Below are 23,394 nucleotides of genomic sequence, written 5' to 3'. Positions count from 1 at the left end.
ATTTGAGGGGAAGGCATCGGAAACGCTGGAAAACAAGGCGATTCGGCACTATGGTCAATCCGTTCACCAAGCGAGGGAGGCGTGGCCGTGACATCGATCATCCTGTTCAAGGACAATAAGCGCGCAGGTGTTGCAGCCGCCCATCACCGGGCGCGGCCTCACAATGCCAACGACAATATTCGCAGCATGGAATTCGACATGGGGGAGCATGAGCGCAATTGGTGTTCGCTCGCGGTCTTTTCGTTGCTGCTGCTGGTCGGCGCCGTCTCAATCGTCAGCCCGTTTTTCTCGATTTTTTCGGTGTGACTCCGTCAAGGCGCGTTTTTGCTTGAAAAACACGCCTTCGCCATTTAGCCCGTTCTAACCAAGGCGCGGAACGCGCATGAGAAGATGAAGGGACAGGATGGCAATGTTGGAGCCGGCCGATACCGTGGCCCGCGCATTTCTAAGCGTGGAGCGGTCGGCGACAGAACAGCGCTGGGTATCGCGGCTGGATCAGGCCGGGCAGAACCGCGCGCTGGCGATGTCTCAGGTCCATGGGATTCCCGAATTGATTGCGCGGGTGCTGGCCGGGCGCGGCGTGGGCGTCGATGACGCTTTGGCGTTCCTCGATCCGACCATTCGTTCGCTGATGCCCGATCCGCATATGCTGACCGATTGCGAAAAGGCCGCCGAAAGGCTGGTGCGTGCCATCGAGACCGGCGAGAAGGTGGCGATATTCGGCGATTACGATGTTGATGGCGCTGCCTCTTCGGCGCTGATGTATCGCTTTCTCGCGCATTTCGAGTTGATGCCGGAAATCTATATTCCCGACCGCATTTTTGAAGGGTACGGGCCGAACCCGGCGGCAATGCAGCAGCTGGCCGCCAATGGCGCGACGCTGATCGTCACCGTCGACTGCGGTTCCACCAGTCATGAGTCGCTTCAGGCCGCAAAGGACGCCGGAACGGATGTGGTGGTGATCGACCACCATCAGGTCGGCACGGAATTGCCGCCAGCGGTGGCGCTGGTCAATCCCAATCGCGAGGACGATCTGTCGGGGCAGGGGCATCTCTGTGCCGCCGGTGTGGTGTTTCTGGTGCTGGTGGCCACGTTGCGGCTGCTGAAGGACAGACGCAACCGGCAGGCCTTCACGCTCGATCTGCTGTCGCTGCTTGATATCGTCGCGCTTGCGACGGTCTGCGACGTGGTGCCGCTGAAGGGGCTGAACCGCGCTTATGTGGTGAAGGGGCTGATTGCCGCACGGCACATGAACAATGCGGGACTTGCGGCGCTGTTCAAGAAGGCGGGGCTCGGCGGGCCTGTGACCCCCTATCATTTCGGTTTCCTGATCGGGCCGCGCATCAATGCCGGCGGCCGCATTGGCGATGCCGCGCTTGGCAGTCGTTTGTTGACGATTGATGATTCCTCGCAGGCCGAGGTCATTGCCGAGCGGCTGGATGAGCTGAACCGCGAGCGGCAGGCCATGGAAGCGGCGATGCTGGCGGAGGCCGAAGCCGAGGCGCTGTTCGAATATGGCGACGGCTCCGGTGCGGGCGTCATCGTCACCGCCCGGGAAAACTGGCATCCGGGTATTGTCGGATTGCTTGCCTCGCGTCTGAAGGACCGTTTCCGTCGTCCAGCCTTCGCCATTGCCTTCGATCCCTCCGGCAAGGGCACCGGCTCGGGTCGCTCGATCAACGGCTTCGATATGGGGCGCATGGTGCGCGCCGCCGTGGAGGCTGGGTTGCTGGTCAAGGGCGGCGGCCATGCCATGGCGGCCGGACTGACGGTGGAGCGCGCCAATCTCGGCAAGCTCAGGACATTCTTCGAGGAAGCGGCCGCAAAGACGGTGAACGAGCTGGTGCAAAGCAGCGTGCTGAAGATCGATGGCGCCATCGGCGCATCAGGCGCGACATTGCAGCTTGTCGACCAGCTGGAACAGGCCGGTCCTTACGGATCAGGCCACTCGCAGCCGGTTTTTGCCGTGCCGGCGCATCGCCTGCGCGATGTAAGGCTTGTGGGCACAGCGCACGTCAAAATCACGCTGGAGGCCATGGATGGCTCGCGGCTGGACGGCATCGCGTTTCGCGCCGCAGAAGCGCCTCTGGGGCAGATGCTGCTGAATGCACGTGGCAGGAACATTCACGTCGCAGGCACGGTGGGGGCCGATCTCTGGCAGGGCCAGAGGCGTGTGCAGCTGCGCGTACTGGACGCGGCTTTCGCACCCTGACGGGGCTGCGGATCAAACTTCCATTTTAGGGAAAAGCTTACTGACCGCCGAAAACGGTATGCGTCTTCATTCTCACGCATCGCGTGAGGATTCTAATGCAGGTCACTGATTTTCAAGGAAAAGCAAGTGGCACGCCCTAGGGGAGTCGAACCCCTCTTTTCAGAATGAAAATCTGACGTCCTAACCGATAGACGAAGGGCGCGTGCGCTTGTGGTGTGGCGCCCTTATAGTCAGGCTCCCGTTGCTCCGCAAGCGGAAAAATCGATTTTTCTCGCTTCGTGACGAGTTTTTTTATGGAGGACGGAAAGGCTGTGGAAAACTGCGCTGGAACCGGCCAAAGCCTTGAAATATCGCCGCTATCGCGGCGCGTCGGCAATGCCTTCATGCCTCGTGGAAGGCCCGGGGAGCGCTTTTCCAACCCTTAGCTGGCATCTGCTGCCTGCCAAACAGAACCGCGCTGTGATTTGGCTGGAAGGGGAAAGGCAAGCGGGTCGATTTTCCTGTTGGCGTTTCGGCCAGCTTGCCTTCCATCGGGGGGACAGCATTCTAACGTGCTCGGCGGGAATCGGTTCCGCTGCATTGATCGCGCGTAGCGATTTTGCGAACTGACGCGGTGCATCTACATTTTGAAGAGGAAACACGAAGGCAAGTGGCACGCCCTAGGGGAGTCGAACCCCTCTTTTCAGAATGAAAATCTGACGTCCTAACCGATAGACGAAGGGCGCGTGCGCTTGTGGTGTGGCGCCCTTATAGTCAGGCTCCCGAAGGTCTGCAAGCGGAAAAATGCATGATTTGACAAAAAAATGACATGGGCCACCAGAACCCCTGGAAAACAAGGATTCTCGTTTCGTAACAATTGGTTAAACTGCGATGTCGAGCGTATTTTTGTGCTCTTGGCGCTTCGAGAGCGGTGGAATCACAAAATCGAAATCGTCGCGCTCGTGCATGGAGATAAAGATTTCAGCAGATCTCCAGAAACGAAAACGGGGCCGAAACGGCCCCGCTCGATATACGTGTCGATTGCAGTCTCAGTGCAAAATCTGGCTGAGGAACAGCCGGGTGCGCTCATGCTGCGGATTGTCGAAGAATTCGGCGGGCGAATTCTGTTCGACGATCTGGCCCTGGTCCATGAAGATGACGCGGTTTGCGACCTGACGGGCAAAGCCCATTTCGTGGGTTACGCATAGCATGGTCATACCGTCTTCGGCGAGGCTGACCATGGTGTCGAGCACTTCTTTCACCATTTCCGGGTCGAGCGCCGAGGTCGGCTCGTCAAACAGCATGATCTTCGGCTTCATGCAGAGCGAACGGGCAATCGCCACGCGCTGCTGCTGGCCGCCGGACAGCTGGCCGGGATACTTATTCGCCTGCTCGGGGATCTTGACGCGCGTCAGATAGTGCATAGCCACTTCCTCGGCTTCCTTCTTGGGCATCTTGCGAACCCAGATCGGCGCCAGCGTGCAGTTTTCAAGGATCGTCAGATGCGGGAAGAGGTTGAAGTGCTGGAACACCATGCCGACTTCACGACGCACTTCATCGATCTTCTTGAGATCGTTGGTGAGTTCTATTCCGTCGACATTGATCGTACCTGACTGATGTTCTTCCAGCCGGTTGATGCAGCGGATCATGGTGGACTTGCCCGAGCCCGAAGGGCCGGCGATGACGATGCGCTCGCCTTTCATGACCTTCAGGTTGATATCGCGCAGCACGTGGAAGTCGCCATACCACTTGTTCATGCCGATGAGTTCTATCGCCACGTCCGTAGTCGAGACGGCCAGTTCTTTTGCTTGGGTTTCTGCCATTTGAGCGTCCCTTATCGTTTATGCCCGGTGTCGAGGTGCCGTTCCATGAACAGCGAATAACGCGACATGCCGAAGCAGAATATCCAGAATACGAAGCCTGCGAAAATATAGCCAGTCATGGCGGTGACGGGCGTGGCCCAGTTCGCATCCGATTGGTTGAGTGTGACAATACCGAGCAGGTCGAACATGCCGATGATCGAGACCAGCGACGTATCCTTGAACAGCCCGATGAAGGTGTTGACGATGCCCGGAATGACGAGCTTCAGCGCCTGCGGCAGCACGATCAGTCTCGTCTTCTGCCAATAGTTCAGGCCGAGTGAATCTGCACCTTCATATTGTCCCTTTGGAATGGCCTGCAGGCCGCCGCGGATCACCTCCGCCATATAGGCCGAGGAGAACAGCGACACGCCGACGAGCGCGCGCAGGAACTTGTCGAAGGTCCAGCCGTCGGGCAGGAACAAAGGCAGCATGATGCTGGCGAAGAACAGCACGGTGATCAACGGAATGCCTCTGATGACCTCAATGAAGAGTACGCAGAGCATCTTGATCACCGGCAGGTTCGAGCGTCTGCCGAGCGCCAGAAGGATGCCGAAGGGCAGCGACACCGTGATCCCGAAAAACGACAGGATGAGCGTGACCATCAGGCCGCCCCAGAGCTGCGTTTCGACCACAGGCAGGCCGAAGACGCCGCCGATAAGCAGGAAAAACGCAATGAAGGGCAGGATGATGAAGAGCGCCAGCGCATTGAGACGCTTGAACGGCGCCTTCGGAATGAGCATCGGGATCAACAGGATGGTGAACATCACCATGACGAGGATCGGACGCCAGCGTTCATCGATGGGGTAGCGGCCAAAGACGAATTGGCCAAGCTTGGCCGAAACGAAAGCCCAGCACGCACCGGACTGGCCGTCCGGCAGGGCGCCGCCCTGCGAAGCGGTCAGGCAGGCGATACGATCGCTGCCGGTCCATACCGCGTCGATGAACAGCCAATCGATAATCGGTGGCACAATATAGGCCAGCAGAGCGATGGCAATGACGGTGAAAACCGTATCCTTGGGCGTGGCGAAGAGTTTGGTGCGCAGCCAATGCGTTACCCCGACCGCGCTGGATGGCGCGGGGCGGGCTTCTTCAATGGTCTGTCGCACGAAGGCGTGGTTGCTGATCGTCATCGTCATCTCTCCACCAGGGCCATTTTCGCGTTGAACCAGTTCATGACCACAGCCGTGAGCAGGGACAGCGAGAGATAGATGACCAGCCAGATCGCAACGACTTCAACCGCCTGACCCGTCTGGTTCAGGATCGTGCCGCCGACGGAGACGATGTCGGCGAAACCGACGGCGACTGCGAGTGACGAGTTCTTGGTCAGATTGAGATACTGGCTCGTCAGCGGCGGGATGATGATGCGCATCGCCTGCGGAACGACGATCAGTCGCGTCGTGGTGCTGGAACGAAGTCCCAGTGCATCCGCAGCTTCCGTCTGCCCCTTCGCCACGGCCTTGATGCCGCCGCGAACGATTTCGGCGATAAAGGAGGCGGTATAGAAGGAGAGCGCCAGGAACAGCGACATGAATTCAGGTGCGACGACCGCGCCCCCGGTGAGATTGAACCGTCCGGCAATCGGATAGTCGAATGTCAGCGGTGCGCCAAGCGCCAGAAATGTGGCCAGCGGCAGGCCGATGATGAGAAGCGTCGCCGTTATTCCGGTGCGGAACTGCTGCCCGGTTCTCTCCTGTCTGGCTTTCGCCCAGCGATAAACGAAGAAGCTGAGGACAATGGCGACGAGAAAGGCCAGCGGCACGAGCCAGGTGCCTTCTCCCCACAACGGCTTGGGAAAGAAGAAGCCGCGATTGTTGAGGTAGGTTCCGAGTGGAAGTTCCAGCGATTCGCGCGCCTGCGGCAGAACCGAGATGACGCCCTTGTACCAGAAAAAGATGACGAGCAGCGGCGGGATGTTGCGGAAAATTTCCACATAGGCCTGCGCGAGTTTCGAAATCAGCCAGTTGTTGGACAGCCGGGCGATGCCGACGATGAAACCGATGATCGAGGCGGCGATGATGCCGAAAAACGCAACCTGGATCGTGTTGAGAATGCCAACGAGCAATGCCCGGCCATAGGTCGCATCGCTGGTATAAGCGATCAGCGACTGGCCGATATCGAAACCGGCTCTTCCATCGAGGAAACCGAAGCCGGACGAGATGTTTGACCGTTGAAGATTGGTGATCGTATTCGTCACGATGATCCAGACGAAGGCGGCCAGGACGACGACTGTCAGGACCTGATAAAAAATGCCGCGTATGCGTGGATCGTAGATAAATGACGACGCGCTTTGCGCGCGCGATCGTTGCGAACTGACCGCGTTGCCTGCCATAGGCACCTTTCCCTTTTATATGCTCTTTGCGAGCTTATTTATATAATTTGAAGCGGAGGCCGGGCGTTGCCCAGCCTCCTTATATGATCTGGCCGGTAATGGGGCCGATCAACGGACCGGCGGTGCGTATTGCAGGCCGCCCTTGGTCCACAGCGCGTTCTGGCCACGCTCGATCTTCAGCGGAGAGCCTGCGCCGACGTTGCGGTCGAAGACTTCGCCGTAGTTGCCCACCAGCTTGATGATGTTGTAGGCCCAGTCGTTGGTCACGCCGAGATCAGTGCCGATCTTGGTGCCTTCTTCCGTGCCGAGCAGGCGCTTCACGTCCGGATTGGCGCTGTTCTTCTGCTCATCGACATTCTTGGAGGTGACGCCAAGCTCTTCGGCGTTGACCATCGCATAGTGAACCCAGGTCACGATGTCGAACCACTGGTCGTCACCCTGGCGAACGGCCGGGCCAAGCGGTTCCTTGGAGATGACTTCCGGCAGAACGATGTTTTCTTCCGGGTTCTTCAGCTTCAAACGGATGGCGTAAAGACCCGACTGGTCGGTGGTGTAGACGTCGCAACGACCGGAATCATAGGCAGACGTCGCGTCGGATTCCTTTTCGAAAACGACCGGGTTGTACTGCAGATTGTTGGTCTTGAAGTAGTCGGCCAGGTTGAGCTCGGTGGTCGTGCCGGTCTGAACGCAGACGGCGGCGCCGGAGAGTTCAAGAGCGGACTTCACGTTGAGGCCCTTCTTGGCGATGAAGCCTTGGCCGTCATAATAGTTGACGGTGCGGAAGTTGAAGCCCAGCGACGTATCGCGGCTGATCGTCCAGGTGGTGTTACGGGTCAGAACATCGACTTCACCGGACTGGAGAGCCGGGAAGCGGTCCTTGCTCGAAAGGGCGACAAACTTGGCTTTCGAAGGATCACCGAAAACCGCGGTGGCGATACCACGGCAATAGTCAACGTCGATACCGGACCATTCACCCTTGTCATCGGGATTGGAAAATCCCGGAATGCCAGCACTAACGCCGCACGTGACGAAACCTTTCGACTTGACATCCTGAAGCGTCGCAGCCGAAGCGACCGAGGCTCCTCCCAAAACTGCTGCGCCGATGGCGGCTGACAGAATTGCCTTTTTCATTTTTCCCAACCTTTGTTTGTTATCGTCACTTGGAAGAGGACCGGCATATTTATTTTCCCCAGCTCCCCCTTCAGCGAGATCTTTTTCGATCCGCTCTTTCTATCACAATCGCAATTGGCAGCGGGGTCAAGACGTGCGGGCAATAATTGTGCCTATAAAACGGAATTTTCCAAATTTTGGTCGGGAAGTGTGCAAAGGGTGAAAATATAAGCATATTTTTGCGGAAATTTGCACTTGCATAGTATTTGCATACTTCTTGTATTCTGGTTGGCGACGGGTCGCTCCGACCCGTTCTGGCGTCCCTGCCGGGCTTGACCTTGCGTTGCACTCTTAGCATTGTCGAACGCGTCAATGTTCCTTCGAAAGTTGATCTGAAATGACCAAGACAAATGACCTGCTTTCCGCCGCAGGTGTGAATACGCGCCTGGCCCACGGCGGCAACGATCCCGCCGACTGTTTCGGTTTCGTCAATCCGCCCATCGTGCGTGGCTCGACTGTGCTTTTTCCCGACGCGGAGACGCTCTCGACCGAAAACCAGAAATACACCTATGGCACCCACGGCACGCCGACGACGGATGCCTTGTGCAATCTCGTCAACGAACTGGAAGGTTCGTTCGGAACTATCCTTGTGCCTTCGGGTCTTGCGGCCATTACCGTGCCATTCCTTGCCTATCTCGCCGCCGGTGACCATGCGCTGATCGTCGATTCCGTCTATTTCCCGACGCGCCGTTTCTGCAATACGATGCTGAAAAAGCTGGGTGTCGAGGTGGAATATTACGACCCGGCAATCGGGGAGGGCATAGAGGCTCTCATCCGGCCGAACACCAAGCTGGTGCATCTGGAAGCGCCGGGCTCCAACACCTTCGAGATTCAGGATGTCAGGCTGATCGCGGATATCGCTCACCGGCATGATTGTGTGGTGACGATGGACAATACCTGGGCGACGCCGCTTTATTTCAAGCCGCTCGATTTCGGCGTCGATGTCTCCATTCACGCCGCCACCAAATATCCTTCGGGCCATTCGGATGTGCTGATGGGTTTCGTTTCGGCCAATGAAAAGCACTGGAAGGCGCTTGATCAGGCCAATGCCAATCTGGGCATCTGCGTTACCTCTGACGATGCCTACCAGATCCTGCGCGGCATGCGCACCATGGGAATCAGGCTGGCGCACCATCAGAAAAGCGCGCTCGATATCGCCACATGGCTGGAGAGCCGTGACGACGTCGTTCGTGTACTGCATCCGGCGCTGCCGAGTTTTGCAGGGCACGAACTCTGGAAGCGCGACTTCAAGGGCGCAAGCGGTGTTTTCTCCTTTGTGCTGAAGGCGGAGGAAGGCAAATACAAGCAGGCGGCGGCCGCTTTCCTCAATGCGCTGACCTTCTTCGGGCTGGGCTATTCCTGGGGCGGGTACGAATCGCTTGCCGTTTCGGTCTCGCTTGTCGACAGAACCATTGCCAAGGGCCCTTCGGAAGGGCCGGTCATCCGCCTGCAGATCGGGCTCGAGGATATTGCCGATCTCAAGAAGGACCTCGAGGCCGGGTTTACGGCTGCGGCCGGGATTTAACCTCAGCCTTTGGCGCGGTAGCCGTAGAGCCAGTCGAAATCCTTCAGGAAGGCGTCGGTGGGGCGCGTGGAAAACACGAAGTCCCGCGCAATACGCACCGGGCCTGTGGCGTGATAGGCAAAACGATTGAGGGAGGCCCGCTTGCGGGCCTTTTCTATGCGCGGCAGGCGCAGGGCCTCAAAGCCGGCAAGGGCCTGCGACAAGGGCAGGGGCTTTTCGGCATTGCCGCCTGCCGTCGCCCACGCAAGTTCAAACGCATCCTCTATCGCCATCGCGGCGCCCTGCGCGGCGAAGGGCATCATGGCATGCGCCGCATCGCCGATCAGCACCGTGTCACGGCCATTATGCCAGCGGCCGGGGCCGGCCTGATAGAGCGGCCAGAAGGTCGGATTTTCAGACGAATCGAGCAATCGGACGATATCCGGGCTGAAGCCGCGAAACTGTTCCAGCAGCATGGCTTTCTGCCGCCCGCCCGATTCCGCCCGCCAGGTTGCGCCCGGGTCGGCGCCGAGCGCGATGGCGACAATGTTGAAGCCGCCGACTTCCTTCAGCGGATAAGCGACGATATGGCCGCCGGAGCCGAGATAGGCGGTCACGGCGCTTTTGTTGATGGCTGACGGCACATCGTTTGCGGCGACCGTGAAGCGCCAGGCAATATTGCCGGAGAAGGTGGCTGCGGGGGCGGAAGGGACCGCGAAACGGGCCGCCGACCAGACGCCGTCCGCGCCGACGATCAGGTCATGGTCACGGAAGGTGGTTGCGGCAATCACGTCCACCGTCGCGTTTTCGATGCGCTTGCCGAGATGAAGGCGGCAGAGCGGGTTTCGTGTCACCGCCTGGAAAAGTGCATTCTGCAGCGTCGAGCGGTGCAGTACGCCGTAGGGTGCGCCCCAGCGGCTGCGGGCCACCGCGCCCATCGGCAGGGAGAGCAGCGTGGCCAGCGATTTTCCGGAGGCGAGTTCGACGCTGAGAGGTTCGGTCCAGCGCGCCTCGATATCAGGCAGTACCCCAAGCGTGTCGAGAATGCGGGCGGCATTGGGCGAGAGTTGCAGGCCGGCGCCCACTTCCGTCAGCTCACCGGCCTGCTCGATGATGTCACAGTCGATCCCGTAACGGGCAAAAGACAGGGCAGCGGTGAGACCGGCGATGCCGGCACCGACAATGGCTACGGATTTGATGGGCATTGGTGCGCCCCGATCAGGAAAAGTGGAAGGTCAGGCGGCCTTCACATGGAAGACGCAGCCCGGAGGATTGGTCTGCTCGGCCTTCAGCGACGGATTGTACCGGTAAAGGGTGGAGCAGTAGGAACAGACCTTCTCATTGTCGTCGCCCATATCGATGAAGATATGCGGGTGATCGTAAGGCACGGAAGCGCCGGTGCACATGAATTCCTTGACGCCGATCTCGATCACGCTGTGTCCGCCATCGTTCTGGAAGTGGGGAATGGAATGCCCGGCCATGTTCGTCTCCAAATGCAATATCGTTATCGAGCCGCAATCCGTCTTCTCGCATCGGCTCGTCGTTGCGGATATGTAGCCTCAAACGCATTGCATCTCCATAAAAATCGTCAGCAAAACATGTTCAATCTTGTGCTTTCCTGCCATATGGTCCGGCAAAAAGGATGTCCTTGATGAATCTCAACACGCCGCAATTTTCCGATTTTTCCCATGACGGTCTTCGCCTTGCCTATTTCGACGAGGGTGATCCGGCGGGCGATCCGGTCTTGTTGATCCATGGCTTCGCCTCCAGCGCCAATGTCAACTGGGTGCATCCCGGCTGGGTGAAGACGCTGGGCGAGGCGGGCTACCGCGTGATCGCCATCGATAATCGCGGCCATGGCGCAAGCGACAAGCCGCACGATTCCGAAGCCTATTATCCGCCCGTCATGGCCGGGGACGCGGTGGCGCTGCTCAATCATCTCGGTATCGCCGAGACGCATGTGATGGGCTATTCCATGGGCGCGCGCATTTCCGCATTTCTCGCCATGGCGCATCCGGAGCGCGTGCGGTCGCTGGTCTTCGGCGGGCTTGGCATCGGCATGGTCGAAGGCGTTGGCGACTGGGATCCGATTGCCGAGGCGCTTCTCGCACCTTCGCTCGATGTCGTCACCCATGAGCGCGGCCGCATGTTCCGAGCTTTTGCTGACCAGACGAAAAGCGACCGGCTTGCGCTTGCCGCCTGTATCGAGACGTCCCGGGTTCTCGTCACCCGCGAACAGGCGGCAAAGATCGATGCGCCAACGCTGATCGCGGTTGGAACGAAGGACGATATTGCCGGTTCCGGTACGGAGCTTGCCGCGATCATGCCGCATGCGCGGGCGATCGACATTCCCGGCCGCGACCACATGCTGGCCGTCGGCGACCGGGTGTTCAAGGCGGCGGTGCTGGAATTTTACCGCTCGCTTTGAGCGGGCGCGGCAAGAAACGTTTTTTCATGCTGCATGAAGAAAAACTGAAGCCTTGCCGCCTTTAAAGTCGTCATTCGAATCCCATTTCTAATGCACGTCTTTTTCTGTATAAAGAACGACCACTGCAAACGAGGAGACCATTCATGGTCGCACGTACCGAGGCCCGTCAGCCGGAACAGCTGGCGATCGTCGATCCCATCTGGGGCAGCCTGCTCAATGAAGCTCGAAGTGCTGCGGCACAGGATCCGCTGCTGTCGGCCTTTCTTTATTCGACCATCCTCAACCACCGGTCTCTCGAAGAATGTGTGATCTACCGCATCTGCGAACTCCTCGATCATCCCGACATGCAGGCCGTGCTGCTGCGCCAGACCTTCCAGGACATGCTGGATGACTGGCCGGAATGGGGAAGCGTGCTGCGCGTCGACATTCAGGCCGTTTACGACCGCGACCCCGCCTGCACGCGCTTCATGGAGCCGCTCCTCTATTTCAAGGGGTTCCAGGCCATCCAGACCCACAGGCTCGCCCATTGGCTGCTGCAGAAGGGCCGCAGGGATTTGGCGCTTTATCTGCAGAGCCGCTCATCGAGTATCTTCCAGACCGATATCAATCCGGCCGCGCGCATCGGCAAAGGTATCTTCCTTGATCACGCGACGGGGCTGGTGGTCGGCGAGACGGCCGTCATCGGCGACAATGTTTCCATCCTGCATGGCGTGACGCTTGGCGGCACGGGCAAGGAAGGGGCGGACCGCCACCCGAAGATCGCCAATGGCGTGATGATCGGTGCGGGGGCGAAAATCCTCGGCAATATCGAGATCGGCAGCTGCTCGCGCATTGCCGCCGGTTCGGTGGTGCTGAAGCCGGTTCCGCCGAAGACGACGGTTGCCGGCGTGCCGGCGCGCGTGGTGGGGGAAGCAGGGTGTTCGGAACCCTCGCGTCTGATGGACCAGCTTATCGGGGCCGATATCTGACCGGCCCTGTCGCGCTCTGATGGGCCGGCATTTTCACGGTTGTGCGTGTGGAAGACGCGGATGACGTGCCGCTTTCACTTTACTTTGGCCTTTATCCCATGCCAAAAGCGGGCCAACGTGAACCGCACAGGAGAATAGTGGTGAAAGCCGACGAAATCAAAAAACTCGACGCCTATTTCAAGCGCACTTTCAATGAAAAGATGATTGTGAAGGCGCGTCCGCGCAAGGACGATTCCGCCGAAGTGTATCTTGGCGAAGAGTTTCTCGGCGTCGTCTACATCGATGACGAAGACGGCGACCGTTCCTACAACTTCTCCATGGCGATCCTCGACGTCGATCTGTGATCGTCACCATCCGGTGACGGATGAGTTTCGCATTCAATAAAACAGTCGCCCGTGGTGGTTACACCGCGGGCGATTTGTTTTGACGATCTGTGATCTGCATCATCAGCCGCTCCTGCGGCCGCAATGTCACCCGCATCAGCGGTTCCGCCGACGCAGTGGTTTTGTTTTCAAGATGGTTCGTCTGAAGGATGACGGCAAGAATCGCCACGGCCTCCATCATCGCGAACGCATTGCCGATGCAGACACGCGGCCCGGCGCCGAATGGCATATAGGCGTATCGGTGGCGCGCCTTCACCTTCTCGGGTTCAAAACGTGACGGATCGAAGCGTTCGGGTTCGTCCCAAAGGGCCGTGTGCCGGTGTACGGCATAAATCGGTACGTACAACACGGTTCCGGCCGGAATGTCATGTTCGCCGAGCCTGAAGTCTTGAAGCGCGGTGCGCGTGATGACGGGGGCAGGCGGGTAAAGCCGCATGGCCTCCGAAAACACCTGTCTGATATAGGTGAGATTGGCGATATGTTCGGCTCCAACCGGCTTGCCGGCGGTGACGGCCTCGATTTCCTCGGCAATTTTTCTTTCCATTTCCCGGTTCTGCGACAGAAGATGAAATGTCCAGGCAAGGCCGAGGGCAGTCGTTTCATGGCCGGCGGTTATGAAGGTCAGCAGATTGTCGATGATATCAGTGTCGTTCATCGTCCTGCCTGTTTCCGGGTCCCTGGCTTCAAGCAGCATGGAGACGAGATCGGCCCTGTCGGTGGGATTCTGCCGCCGGCCGGCGATCACCGTTGCAAGGCTGGTGCGCAGGTAATCGACCGCGGCGCGCGCTTTGCGCCGGCCGGGATGCGGCAGCCATTCCGGTGCGCCCAGCATGGCAAGTGCGAAGGTCCAGCCGGTCGGTTTCAGGTAATCGGTGATGCTCTGCTCCACGCGGGCGATATCGATGCCATATCCGCCTGACATCATGGTTTCGACGATGATGTCGAAGGTGGTCCGCATCATTTCATGGCCGATATCGATGTCGGCGGTGGAGGACGAGTGCCAGCGTGTTTGCGTGCGGCGGGCCGTTTCGATCATGACGGGCAGCAATTCCAGCAGCTTTTCATGGCGGAAGGCGGCGGCGACGGATTGCCTTTGCCACCTCCAGTGATCGCCGTCGGCCGTCAGAAGGCCTTGGCCAAGCGCGGGGCCGAGTGCCCGGCGGACATCTTCACCCTTGCCGAGCCGAGCGGCATTCTTCACTAGAGCCTCGTGGATGAGCACGGGATCGGCCAGATGAACCCGCATGATGCCGCCGAGGTGGCTAAAGACCGCGGGTTCGCTGAAAATCTCTGGCGGCAATGCCTTCAACGGATTGCGGATAAGGGAAAGAGCGAGACGCGCCGTGGCGAGTTTCGATACGGATTGCGGTCCGGTCGTATCGGTGGACGGGGTGCGAAGGCCGGTTTCGGTCATCTGCTGGTCCTTTATGCCCGTTGAACAATGGCAACTTGCTGTTAAGGTGTGTACCTTATTTTGAATAATTTAAGGTGATCACCTTAATTTTCAATAGCGGGATGCGATTTCGATAATGAGCAATGATGCGAAACGACCGGCGCGTGCTCGATCCTCCACGCGCGACAGGATTCTGGATACCGCTCTTGACCTCTTCAACGGGCGGGGGCCAGACCGTGTGACAACGGCGGAGATTGCCGAAGCGGTGAAGATCAACGAGGGCAATCTCTATTATCATTTCCGTACAAAGGAATTGCTGGTTCTTGCGCTGTTTGCGCGCTTCGAGGCCGATGCGGTGGCATTGGTCGCAACTGTCGATGGGGCGGATGAGGGCGCGGCGGAAACCTATGCCGGTTTCCTGCGGCAATGGTTCTCGCTGGTGTGGAACTACCGCTTTCTGTTTCGCGATCTCGTCGGTCTGCTTGCGCTTGCGCCGGGACTGGTGGAGCCGGTGAGGACGATAAGTGCTGAGATGCGGCTTGCCGTTGGAGACATCGTCGGGCGCATGCAGAAAGCGGGGCTGGTGATTATTCCCGAAAATGAGCGCGATGCGGTTTTGACCAATCTGTGGATCGTCTCGACCTATTGGGCAGCCTATCTCACTCTGCAGGACGGTGTCAGCGAATTTGGACCACAGCAACTAGAGTGGGGCTTGCGGCAGGTCTCCAGCCTGTTCAGGCCTTACCTCTCGGCGGACGCCATTGCCGCGCTCGAAGCGCTTGCCAGAAACGAAGCGTAATATCTCCATTCGGAGACATGGAGATAAAAAACGCCCGCGGCGAGATTGCCGCGGGCGCGTTCATTCCATGGAAGAATTGTCGGCTATATCAGGCTGCCTTTAGCAGATCGCCATGCGGATCAAGCACGAACTTGGTGGCCGCGCCCTGATCGAAGCTTTCATATCCCTGCACGGCATCGTCGAGCGCAATGATCTTGGCGTTGACGATATCGGCAATCGGCAGGCGGTCGTGCAGGATCGCCTGCATGAGCTGACGGTTATATTTCAGCACCGGCGTCTGGCCGGTGTGGAAGGATTGCGCCTTCGCCCAGCCGAGGCCGAAGCGCAGCGACAGGGCGCCCTGTTTTGCAGCGTTGTCAACCGCGCCGGGGTCTTCGGTGACGTAAAGCCCGGGAATGCCGATGGAGCCGGCGGCGCGGGTGATTTCCATCATCTGGTTGAGAACGATGGCTGGCTGTTCGCCGCCGGAATGGCCGCGGGCTTCGAAGCCGACGGCGTCGATGGCGCTATCCACCTCGTTGGTGCCGACGATTTCCGCGATCATGTCGCCCAGCCGATCGCCCTTGGAGAGATCCACAGGTTCGAAGCCGACTTTCGCCGCGTGCGCAAGGCGATCCTTGTTGAAATCGCCAATCATGACGACGGCGGCTCCCAGAATGCGGGCGGAGGCGGCAGCGGCGAGGCCGACCGGGCCGGCACCCGCTACATAAACCGTGGAGCCGACGCCGACGCCCGCCTTCACCGCGCCATGGAAGCCGGTCGGCAAAATGTCGGACAGCATGGTGAGGTCGCGGATCTTCGACATCGCCTTGTCGCGATCGGGGAATTTCAGCAGGTTGAAATCGGCATAGGGGATCGTGACATAACGGGCCTGTCCGCCGATCCAGCCGCCCATATCGACATAACCGTAGGCGCCGCCGGCGCGGGCAGGGTTCACGGTCAGGCAGACGCCGGTATCCTGCGACTTGCAGCAGCGGCAACGGCCGCAGGCGACGTTGAACGGCACGGAGACAATGTCGCCGACCTGCAGCATCTCGACGTCGATGCCTTTTTCGATGACTTCGCCGGTGATTTCATGGCCAAGAACAAGGCCTGGCATCGCGGTGGTGCGACCGCGCACCATATGCTGGTCGGAGCCGCAGATATTCGTGGAAATCACCTTGAGAATGACGCCGTGCTCGATGCGGCGGCCATCCGGCGCTTCAAGCTTGGGGTCGTCGATGTCGCGGACTTCGACCTGACCCGGCCGCATGTAAACGACGCCTCTATTCCTGCTCATATCCATCTCCTCCATGGTTCGAACACCGTACCTGTCCGCTCCTCTGCGGCAGGATGACTGGGTGGGTGTAGCAAACCACGGGAGGGGAGATGTGGCGTTCGGGAATACGACACGCGGTGTGGTCGTAACGACACCGTGTTTCGCCCGATGTCAGGGCGCGTTATCTTTCGAGTGGCTTTCTGAGGCGGCCGGCGGCGTCCTGAATATATTGCCAGGCCACACGGCCCGAGCGGCCGCCGCGCGTGGTCGCCCATTCCAGCGCCTCGTGATGCAGCGTTTCACGGTCCAGACCCAGATCGAAATGCGTCGCATAGCTGTCGATCATCGTCAGATAGTCTTCCTGGCCGCATTTATGGAAGCCGAGCCACAGGCCGAAACGGTCCGAAAGCGAGACTTTCTCCTCAACCGCTTCGGATGGATTGATGGCGGTGGACTGCTCGTTCTCCATCATGTGGCGGGGCAGAAGATGGCGGCGGTTGGACGTCGCATAAAAAAGCACATTGTCGGGTCGTCCTTCAATGCCGCCATCCAGCGCCGCCTTCAACGACTTGTAGGCCGTATCGTCATGGTCGAAGGAAAGATCATCGCAGAAGACGATGACGCGATGACCTGACGTCTTCAGGATGTCGAGCAAAGCGGGCAGGGTGTGGATGTCCTCGCGGTGCACTTCCACCAGTTTGAGCGAAACGCCGCTCGCCGTGCGCACATCTTCGTGAACGGCCTTGACCAGCGAGGATTTACCCATGCCGCGCGCGCCCCATAAGAGCACGTTATTGGCGGCAAAACCTTCCGCGAAACGCAGCGTATTTTCGTGGAGGATATCACGCACATGATCGACACCGCGAATGAGTTTCAACGCGATGCGGTTGGGGCGGGGAACCGGCTGGATGAAGGAGTTGACTGGGACCCAGACGAAACAATCGGCCGCATTCCAGTCGTTTACGGCGGGCGCCGGCCCGGCCAGACGTTCCACGGCGATGGTGAGCCGGCGCAGTTCTGAAAGAAGCAGGGAGGCCGTTTCTTCTCGAATCATGGTGTTTCTTCCGCTTGTCTGGTGTTCAAAACTCTGTTTTGCGCCCGGCCTAGCATGGCGTTTCAGGCCCATAAAGGTTAAGAGGTCCGGAATCGGTACGGCGTGGGCCCTGCATCTGTTGCAATCCCGGCGTTCCCCACTATATTCCGGCGGCTTGAAAGCTGGGGCGGCATCCAAGGTCGTGCCGTAATTCTGAGGAGTTTTATATGTTCATTAGTCAAGCTTTTGCCCAGGACGCAGCAGGCGGCGCATCGGCCTTCGGTTCCGGCCTTGAAATGCTTTTCCTGTTTGCGCCGCTCATGGTGGTCTGGTACTTTTTCCTTATTCGCCCGCAGCGTGCGCAGATGAAGAAGCGCCAGGAAACGTTGACCAATATTCGCCGCGGCGATCAGGTCGTTCTCGGCGGAGGCATCGTCGGCAAGGTGACCAAGGTCATCGATGACAATGAGCTCGAAGTCGAAATCGCTGAAGGCGTGAAAATCCGTGCCGCCCGCGCCTACATTGCCGAAGTGCGTGTGAAGGGCGAAGTGGTCAAGACGGAAGCCGCTTCCTGATCCTGCCGGATTATCGAATGCCCGATTGCGAATTTTGACGGGTTGCGCGTAGCGCGACCCCAACCCTGACCGAGATCGAAATGCTTCATTTTTCCCGTTGGAAAACAGTCTTCATCTGGCTGCTTGTGCTGGCAAGCGTCGTCATCGCCTCTCCCAACCTGTTTACGGACAAGCAACTGGAAGGCATGCCTGCCTGGTACAAGGACAACAAGGTAACGCTCGGTCTCGACCTTCAGGGCGGTTCGCACATCATGCTCAAGATCGAGCGTTCCGACATCGTCAAGGAACGGCTTGAGACGATCGTGGGCGATGTGCGTACGCAGCTTCGCGACGCCAACATCCGCTATTCGGGGCTTACCGGCAACGGGCAGCAGATCCAGGTCCGCATCAGCGACCCCGCTCAGGTGGAAGCAGCAAAGAATGCACTTCGTGAACTGACGCAGCCGGTGTCCGCCGGCACGCTGGTTGGCGGCTCCATCACCGAAGTGACGATGAATGACGGCGGCGACAATCTGCTCAGGCTCAACCTGACGGATGAAGGCATCGACTACCGTCTGTCGTCCGCCGTGTCGCAGTCCATCGAGGTCGTGCGTCGCCGCGTTGACGAAGTCGGCACCACCGAGCCTCTCATCCAGCGTCAGGGTTCGGACCGCATCATCGTGCAGGTGCCCGGCCTTCAGGATCCGCAGCGCCTGAAATCGCTTTTGAACCAGACGGCAAAGCTTTCCTTCCGCATGGTCGATACGACGATGCCGGTACAGGAAGCGATGAATGGTCGTCCGCCCGCGACCTCCGAGGTTCTCTATTCGCAGGACGATCCCCCGGTTCCCTATCTGGTGGAACGCCGTGCGCTTGTTTCCGGCGACAATCTCGTCGACGCGCAGGCAAGCTTCAACCAGCAGACCAACGAGCCGGTCGTTACCTTCCGTTTCGACAGCCGCGGTGCGCAGCGCTTTGCGCAGGCGACGCAGCAGAATGTCGGCAAACCTTTTGCCATTGTGCTCGACAACCAGGTCATCTCCGCGCCTGTCATCCGCGAGCCGATCATCGGCGGTTCGGGACAGATTTCCGGCAACTTCTCGGTTCAGGGTGCCAACGACCTTGCAGTCCTGTTGCGTGCGGGTGCTCTTCCGGCCACGCTGACCGTCGTTGAAGAGCGCACCGTCGGTCCGAGCCTCGGTAGCGACTCCATCACCGCCGGCCTGACGGCCAGCGCGATCGGCGCCGTCGGCGTCCTCATCTTCATGTTCGTCTTCTACGGCTTCTTCGGCCTGCTGGCGAATATCGCCCTTATCGTCAACGTCGTGATGCTGATTGCGGTGCTGAGTGTGATCGGATCGACGCTGACGCTACCGGGTATTGCCGGTATCGTCTTGACCATCGGCATGGCCGTGGATTCCAACGTTCTGATCTACGAGCGCATACGCGAAGAGGTGAAGAGCGGGAAACCGCTGATTCAGGCGCTGGATAACGGCTTCACCCGCGCCTTTGCGACCATTGTCGACGCCAACCTGACGACGCTGATCGTGGCTAGCGTGTTGTTCTACATGGGTACCGGTCCGGTCAAGGGCTTCGCGGTCACGCTGGCCGTCGGTATCATCACAACCGTCTTCACGGCCTATACGCTGACGGCGTGGATGTTCGGCTACTGGGTTCGCCGCAGCCGCCCGAAACACTTGCCGAAGGGTGTCCGCACCGCCATGTTCGACGGCCGCGATATCCCCTTCATGCGCTACCGTCGCGTGGTCTTCATGATCACCGGCGCCGTGATGCTCGCCTGTGTCGGCGGCTTCGTCGCCAAGGGGCTTAACCTCGGTATCGATTTCCAGGGCGGCTCGGTCATCGAAGTGCGCGCCAAGCAGGGCGATGCCGATATTGCCGATATTCGCGATCGTCTGAACCAGCTGAACCTCGGTGAAATCCAGGCGCAGAATTTCGGTACGCCGCAGGATGTTCTCATCCGCATCCAGGCGCAGGACGGCGGGGAAAATGCCGAACAGTCCGCCATCACCATGGTGCGCGGTGAGCTTGAGGACAAATATGACTTCCGCCGTGTAGAAGTTGTCGGCCCTGCCGTTTCCGGCGACCTGACCACGTCCTCCACTATCGGCGTAGTGCTCGCCATGGCGGCGATCATGGTCTATATCTGGGTTCGTTTCGAGTGGCAGTTCGCGCTCGGTGCGGTCATCTCCATGGTGCACGACGTGGTCTTCACGATAGGCTTGTTCGTGTTCCTCGGAATAGAATTCAACCTGACCAGTATCGCGGCGATTTTGACGATCATCGGTTATTCGTTGAACGACACCGTCGTCATCTATGACCGCATCCGCGAAAACCTCAGGCGCTATAAGAAGATGCCGTTGCCGATGATTATCGACGCGTCGCTAAACCAGACGCTGTCGCGTACCATCCTTACAGGTCTGACCGTGCTTTTGGCGCTGCTCGCGCTCTACCTCTTCGGCGGCGAGGTCATCCGCTCATTCACCTTCGCCATGCTGTTCGGCGTCGGTATCGGGGTGTTCTCCTCGGTCTATATCGCAGCTCCGGTGCTGATTGCGTTCAAGCTGCGCCCCGAAAGCAAGGATGCGGAAGACGAGAAGGACGACAAGTCCGGTAACGCCATCGGCGGCAAGCCTGCCGTCTGATGGCTGGCGGGATCGAAATACGCCCGGCCCATTTTCCCGGCCGGGCGCCCATCGATGCCTATGGCAACGGCGGGTTCCGTTTTGCCGACATGTCGCATCGCGGTTCGCTGCTGCTCCTGCCTTCGGGTATCTATGGGTGGGAGCCCGTTGATGCGAAAGAATTGACTGTCGGACATTTCGAAAAGCTTCTGGCGGAAGCGCAGGATATCGAAGTGCTGTTGATCGGAACGGGTGATGGCATGCGGGTTCTGCCGAAGGAATTACGCGCCGCCTTCAAGGAGGCAGGCATTGCCGTTGACCCGATGAGCACGGGCGCCGCCGTGCGCACCTATAATATCATGCTGTCGGAATCGCGCGCTGTGGCTGCGGCGCTGATTGCCGTCGAAGGCTGACAGGACGTTTCGCGCGGGGAACCATGGCACCCACAGAAAATCTCGACGTCTGCCTCGCGACGCTGCGCGATACCGATCGCGATCGCTATCTCGCGTCTCTTCTGTCGCCCGCAGACAGGCGCAATGCCCTTGCCGCGCTATATGCTTTCAACGCCGAAATCGCCCGCATCCGCGATTCCGTGCGCGAAGCACTGCCCGGCGAAGTGCGCATGCAATGGTGGCGCGATCTTCTAGACGGCAATCCACACGGCGACAGCCAATCCCACCCGGTGGCTGCAGCGCTTTTGACGACGATCGAGCACTATCGCCTGCCGCGTCCGGTTCTGGCCAATATGATCGAGGCGCGTATCTTCGATCTCTATGACGACCTGTTCGAGGATCGCAATGCGCTGGAAGGCTATGCCGGAGAGACCGCATCCGCATTGATCCAGCTTGCAAGTCTCGTGCTTTCCACTGAAGACGCCGCATCCAGCGCGGAGGCGGCAGGGCACGCGGGCGTGGCGCAGGCCATGGCCGGCATGTTGCTGCTCATGCCGCTGCACCGGCGTCGCGGGCAGGTCTATATTCCCGCCGATATGCTGGCTGCGGCCGGGCTAGACCGCGAAACATTTCTCGAAGGGCAGGACAGGCAGCGCATCGGTATCGCCATTGAAATTTTTGCGGCCCATGCGCTGGATCATATCGAGAAGGCGAGGCGTGCGAAGATCTCGAAAAATGTCTTTGCCGCCTATCTTCCCGTCGCCCTGTCCGGTCCGGTCATCGCAGCCGCGAGAAAGGTGGGGAGCGGCGTATTTGACGGCGACCTGCAACTGTCGCAGCTTCGCCGGCAATGGCTGCTGGCAAAGGCTTCCTTCCTCAAGCGTTTCTAATGGCGCTGACTGAGCCAGGCTGCGAATCGAGGTCGATCCCGCTAGCCACACTTCACACAAGCCTCGGTCTATATGAACCTGAATCGGTTCGCATCGTTTCGATTCGCGAATCTTGATGTTGTTATACTGAGGGAGCGCCCCGGATGAATATTGCGATCTGGATTATCGTTTTCGTGCTGCTTTCAGTCTTTGCCGTTTACGCCTGGCGCATGTCGCGGGCGACGGATGAGGATAACAGTCATGATGTGGGGCAGGCGATCATGGATTTCGCCCGCGCCTTTCCCAATGAGGCGATCAGAAGCCTGCATATGACGGCGGATGGTGGTGGTGCCTTCGTGCGGCTGCACGACAACAAGGCCGGCTTCATGCGCAATATGGGATCGCATTATGTGTGCGTGATGATCGATCCCGAGCGCATCCGGGTCGAAAGTCTTGAGAGCGGTGACGGTTTCGTCGTCACCTTCTTTGACATGCCGAAATATAGCGGCTCATACCGGTTCAAGTCGGCCGGAGAGGCGGCCGAGGTTTCCCTCTGGCTGCTTGGCAGTCTCGTGGAGGCGCAAGATCACCACGACGAAGGGCCGCTGCCCTCGAAGAGTTGAGAAATAACTGTGCCGGCTGTCATTGTCCGTCAAGCGGCGGGTTTGCGCCGTCTTTCTGGCGCTCGCGCCAGATGATGAACAGGCCGGATGCGACGATAATGACGATGCCAAGCCATTTCGACGGCGTCGGGAAATCTGAAAACAGCGCATAACCGAGGATCGTCGCCGAGATGATCTCGAAATATTGGAACGGCGCCAGCAGAGAAAGCGGCGCCAGCCGGAAGGCCCTGACGATCAACAGGTGCATGTAGCCGGATATCGATCCCAATAATACGAGAAGGGCAAGGGCGAAGCCGGATTGCGGAAGCGAGACGGCGAAATCCTTGTCGCCTAGCGCATCACCGGCGAAGAGTGCGGCACCCATGAACACTGTCCCCGCGATGCCGGACATGGTCTGCATGACCAACGGGCTGTCGGCATCGCCGATGGCGCGGTTCAAAAAGAGGTAGAGCGTATAAAGAAAGGCGCAGGCAACCGGCAGAAGCGACGTCCAGCCGAAGATTTCGAAGCTGGGCTGGATGACGATCAGCGCGCCGCCGAAGCCCACCGCAATCGCGGTCCAGCGCTTCCAGCCCACTTTGTCGCCGAGGAAGAGGGCCGACATCATGGTCAGCATGAAGGGCTCGACGAAATAGATTGCGAAGACATCGGCGAGCGGCATGTATTTGACGGCGGCGAAGAACATCAGGCTGGCCGAGGCGTGCAGGACGCCACGCAGGCAGTTCATCCATGGCCGCTTGGCGCTGAACAGCGCCCTGGGCGACACCACGATCAGCAGCGGCAGGGTGCAGAGCAGCTGGAAAAAGAAGCGATAGAAGGTCACCTGCGCTGGCGACATGCCACCGCTTACCGCCATGTATTTGGCAATCGCATCCATGACCGGCAGCACCAGCATGCAACCCGCCATGATGGTCATGCCCCTGGCGATATCGTTGAAACCGGTCTGGCTGGTCATGGATCGGGAAGTCATGGGGCAGGCTGCGCTTTCGACCG

The 23,394-nt window shown here is 59.2% G+C and carries 22 protein-coding genes and 2 tRNA genes; 12 read left to right on the top strand and 12 right to left on the bottom strand.

Annotated elements, in window-relative coordinates; translation table 11 throughout:
• The first annotated feature begins 81 nt into the window (after positions 1–81).
• Complete coding sequence (locus ACQZ48_RS12860; protein ID WP_003524853.1) at positions 82–306, top strand: hypothetical protein; 225 nt, start codon at positions 82–84, stop codon at positions 304–306.
• 97 nt (positions 307–403) lie between these two features.
• Entirely contained in the window at positions 404–2,212 is a 1,809-nt protein-coding gene (recJ, locus tag ACQZ48_RS12855) for a single-stranded-DNA-specific exonuclease RecJ (protein WP_142912259.1), read from the top strand.
• A gap of 127 nt (positions 2,213–2,339) precedes the next feature.
• Here the strand turns inward: recJ and ACQZ48_RS12850 are convergent.
• The 6 genes from ACQZ48_RS12850 to ACQZ48_RS12825 form a co-directional block, all read right to left on the bottom strand.
• Positions 2,340–2,414: transfer RNA gene (locus ACQZ48_RS12850), tRNA-Glu, on the bottom strand.
• Positions 2,415–2,862: 448 nt separating this feature from the next.
• Positions 2,863–2,937 (bottom strand) — tRNA-Glu (locus tag ACQZ48_RS12845).
• Positions 2,938–3,240: 303 nt separating this feature from the next.
• On the bottom strand, positions 3,241–4,014 hold the full coding sequence (locus ACQZ48_RS12840; RefSeq protein WP_137410420.1) for an amino acid ABC transporter ATP-binding protein: 774 nt from the start codon (positions 4,012–4,014) through the stop codon (positions 3,241–3,243).
• A gap of 11 nt (positions 4,015–4,025) precedes the next feature.
• Positions 4,026–5,183: an amino acid ABC transporter permease gene (locus ACQZ48_RS12835; RefSeq protein WP_137410419.1), complete on the bottom strand. Its 1,158-nt coding sequence runs from the start codon at positions 5,181–5,183 to the stop codon at positions 4,026–4,028.
• A gap of 2 nt (positions 5,184–5,185) precedes the next feature.
• The gene (locus tag ACQZ48_RS12830) at positions 5,186–6,382 is read right to left on the bottom strand and encodes an amino acid ABC transporter permease (RefSeq protein WP_137410418.1); all 1,197 of its coding nucleotides are present in this window, start codon (positions 6,380–6,382) and stop codon (positions 5,186–5,188) included.
• 108 nt (positions 6,383–6,490) lie between these two features.
• On the bottom strand, positions 6,491–7,513 hold the full coding sequence (locus ACQZ48_RS12825) for an amino acid ABC transporter substrate-binding protein (RefSeq protein WP_162520376.1): 1,023 nt from the start codon (positions 7,511–7,513) through the stop codon (positions 6,491–6,493).
• 376 nt (positions 7,514–7,889) lie between these two features.
• Here ACQZ48_RS12825 and ACQZ48_RS12820 point away from each other — a divergent pair, with 376 nt between their 5' ends.
• Positions 7,890–9,077 (top strand): cystathionine beta-lyase, encoded by a 1,188-nt coding sequence (locus tag ACQZ48_RS12820; RefSeq protein ID WP_137410417.1) that lies wholly within the window; start codon positions 7,890–7,892, stop codon positions 9,075–9,077.
• 2 nt (positions 9,078–9,079) lie between these two features.
• Here ACQZ48_RS12820 and ACQZ48_RS12815 read toward each other — a convergent pair whose 3' ends face one another.
• Positions 9,080–10,261, bottom strand: coding sequence for an FAD-dependent monooxygenase (locus ACQZ48_RS12815; RefSeq protein WP_137410416.1), 1,182 nt, complete (start codon positions 10,259–10,261; stop codon positions 9,080–9,082).
• 30 nt (positions 10,262–10,291) lie between these two features.
• Positions 10,292–10,537 (bottom strand): zinc-finger domain-containing protein, encoded by a 246-nt coding sequence (locus ACQZ48_RS12810; RefSeq protein WP_035223329.1) that lies wholly within the window; start codon positions 10,535–10,537, stop codon positions 10,292–10,294.
• 170 nt (positions 10,538–10,707) lie between these two features.
• Here ACQZ48_RS12810 and ACQZ48_RS12805 point away from each other — a divergent pair, with 170 nt between their 5' ends.
• The 3 genes from ACQZ48_RS12805 (at position 10,708) to ACQZ48_RS12795 (ending at position 12,796) form a co-directional block, all read left to right on the top strand.
• A complete protein-coding gene (locus ACQZ48_RS12805) occupies positions 10,708–11,484 on the top strand; it encodes an alpha/beta fold hydrolase (protein ID WP_142912256.1) in 777 nt (258 codons plus the stop codon).
• 143 nt (positions 11,485–11,627) lie between these two features.
• Positions 11,628–12,452, top strand: coding sequence for a serine O-acetyltransferase (gene cysE / locus ACQZ48_RS12800; RefSeq protein ID WP_077982243.1), 825 nt, complete (start codon positions 11,628–11,630; stop codon positions 12,450–12,452).
• Between the two features lie 140 nt (positions 12,453–12,592).
• Positions 12,593–12,796: a DUF3126 family protein gene (locus ACQZ48_RS12795; protein ID WP_003502851.1), complete on the top strand. Its 204-nt coding sequence runs from the start codon at positions 12,593–12,595 to the stop codon at positions 12,794–12,796.
• Positions 12,797–12,854: 58 nt separating this feature from the next.
• On the opposite strand, the gene ACQZ48_RS12790 is transcribed toward ACQZ48_RS12795, so the two are convergent.
• Positions 12,855–14,249 (bottom strand): cytochrome P450, encoded by a 1,395-nt coding sequence (locus ACQZ48_RS12790; RefSeq protein ID WP_448728874.1) that lies wholly within the window; start codon positions 14,247–14,249, stop codon positions 12,855–12,857.
• 115 nt (positions 14,250–14,364) lie between these two features.
• Here ACQZ48_RS12790 and ACQZ48_RS12785 point away from each other — a divergent pair, with 115 nt between their 5' ends.
• On the top strand, positions 14,365–15,027 hold the full coding sequence (locus tag ACQZ48_RS12785; RefSeq protein ID WP_448728873.1) for a TetR/AcrR family transcriptional regulator: 663 nt from the start codon (positions 14,365–14,367) through the stop codon (positions 15,025–15,027).
• An 88-nt stretch (positions 15,028–15,115) separates the two neighbouring features.
• Here the strand turns inward: ACQZ48_RS12785 and fdhA are convergent, their stop codons facing one another.
• Together fdhA and ACQZ48_RS12775 are read right to left on the bottom strand one after the other, a co-directional pair.
• Positions 15,116–16,306 (bottom strand): formaldehyde dehydrogenase, glutathione-independent, encoded by a 1,191-nt coding sequence (gene fdhA, locus ACQZ48_RS12780; protein WP_170985506.1) that lies wholly within the window; start codon positions 16,304–16,306, stop codon positions 15,116–15,118.
• A gap of 160 nt (positions 16,307–16,466) precedes the next feature.
• On the bottom strand, positions 16,467–17,339 hold the full coding sequence (locus ACQZ48_RS12775; RefSeq protein ID WP_077982246.1) for an ATP-binding protein: 873 nt from the start codon (positions 17,337–17,339) through the stop codon (positions 16,467–16,469).
• A gap of 206 nt (positions 17,340–17,545) precedes the next feature.
• Here ACQZ48_RS12775 and yajC point away from each other — a divergent pair, with 206 nt between their 5' ends.
• The 5 genes from yajC to ACQZ48_RS12750 all read left to right on the top strand — a co-directional run bounded on the left by yajC (position 17,546) and on the right by ACQZ48_RS12750 (position 22,401).
• On the top strand, positions 17,546–17,893 hold the full coding sequence (yajC, locus tag ACQZ48_RS12770; RefSeq protein WP_003524964.1) for a preprotein translocase subunit YajC: 348 nt from the start codon (positions 17,546–17,548) through the stop codon (positions 17,891–17,893).
• 80 nt (positions 17,894–17,973) lie between these two features.
• Positions 17,974–20,538 (top strand): protein translocase subunit SecDF, encoded by a 2,565-nt coding sequence (gene secDF / locus ACQZ48_RS12765; protein ID WP_077982247.1) that lies wholly within the window; start codon positions 17,974–17,976, stop codon positions 20,536–20,538.
• Entirely contained in the window at positions 20,538–20,930 is a 393-nt protein-coding gene (locus ACQZ48_RS12760) for an Mth938-like domain-containing protein (protein WP_077982248.1), read from the top strand. The genes secDF and ACQZ48_RS12760 overlap by 1 nt, the downstream gene beginning before the upstream one ends.
• A 23-nt stretch (positions 20,931–20,953) precedes the next feature.
• Positions 20,954–21,799, top strand: a complete 846-nt coding sequence (locus ACQZ48_RS12755; RefSeq protein ID WP_173989129.1) for a phytoene/squalene synthase family protein — start codon at positions 20,954–20,956, stop codon at positions 21,797–21,799.
• A gap of 143 nt (positions 21,800–21,942) precedes the next feature.
• Positions 21,943–22,401 carry a hypothetical protein gene (locus ACQZ48_RS12750; RefSeq protein WP_077982250.1) on the top strand — a complete coding sequence of 153 codons (459 nt, stop codon included), beginning with the start codon at positions 21,943–21,945 and terminating at the stop codon, positions 22,399–22,401.
• Between the two features lie 19 nt (positions 22,402–22,420).
• On the opposite strand, the gene ACQZ48_RS12745 is transcribed toward ACQZ48_RS12750, so the two are convergent.
• Complete coding sequence (locus tag ACQZ48_RS12745) at positions 22,421–23,356, bottom strand: DMT family transporter (RefSeq protein WP_170985574.1); 936 nt, start codon at positions 23,354–23,356, stop codon at positions 22,421–22,423.
• Positions 23,357–23,394: the final 38 nt, after the last annotated feature.

This window comes from Agrobacterium sp. 22-209-1 (assembly GCF_053522485.1).
Note: the sequence above shows the minus strand (reverse complement) of the source record. Positions and strands in the feature narration are given on the sequence as shown.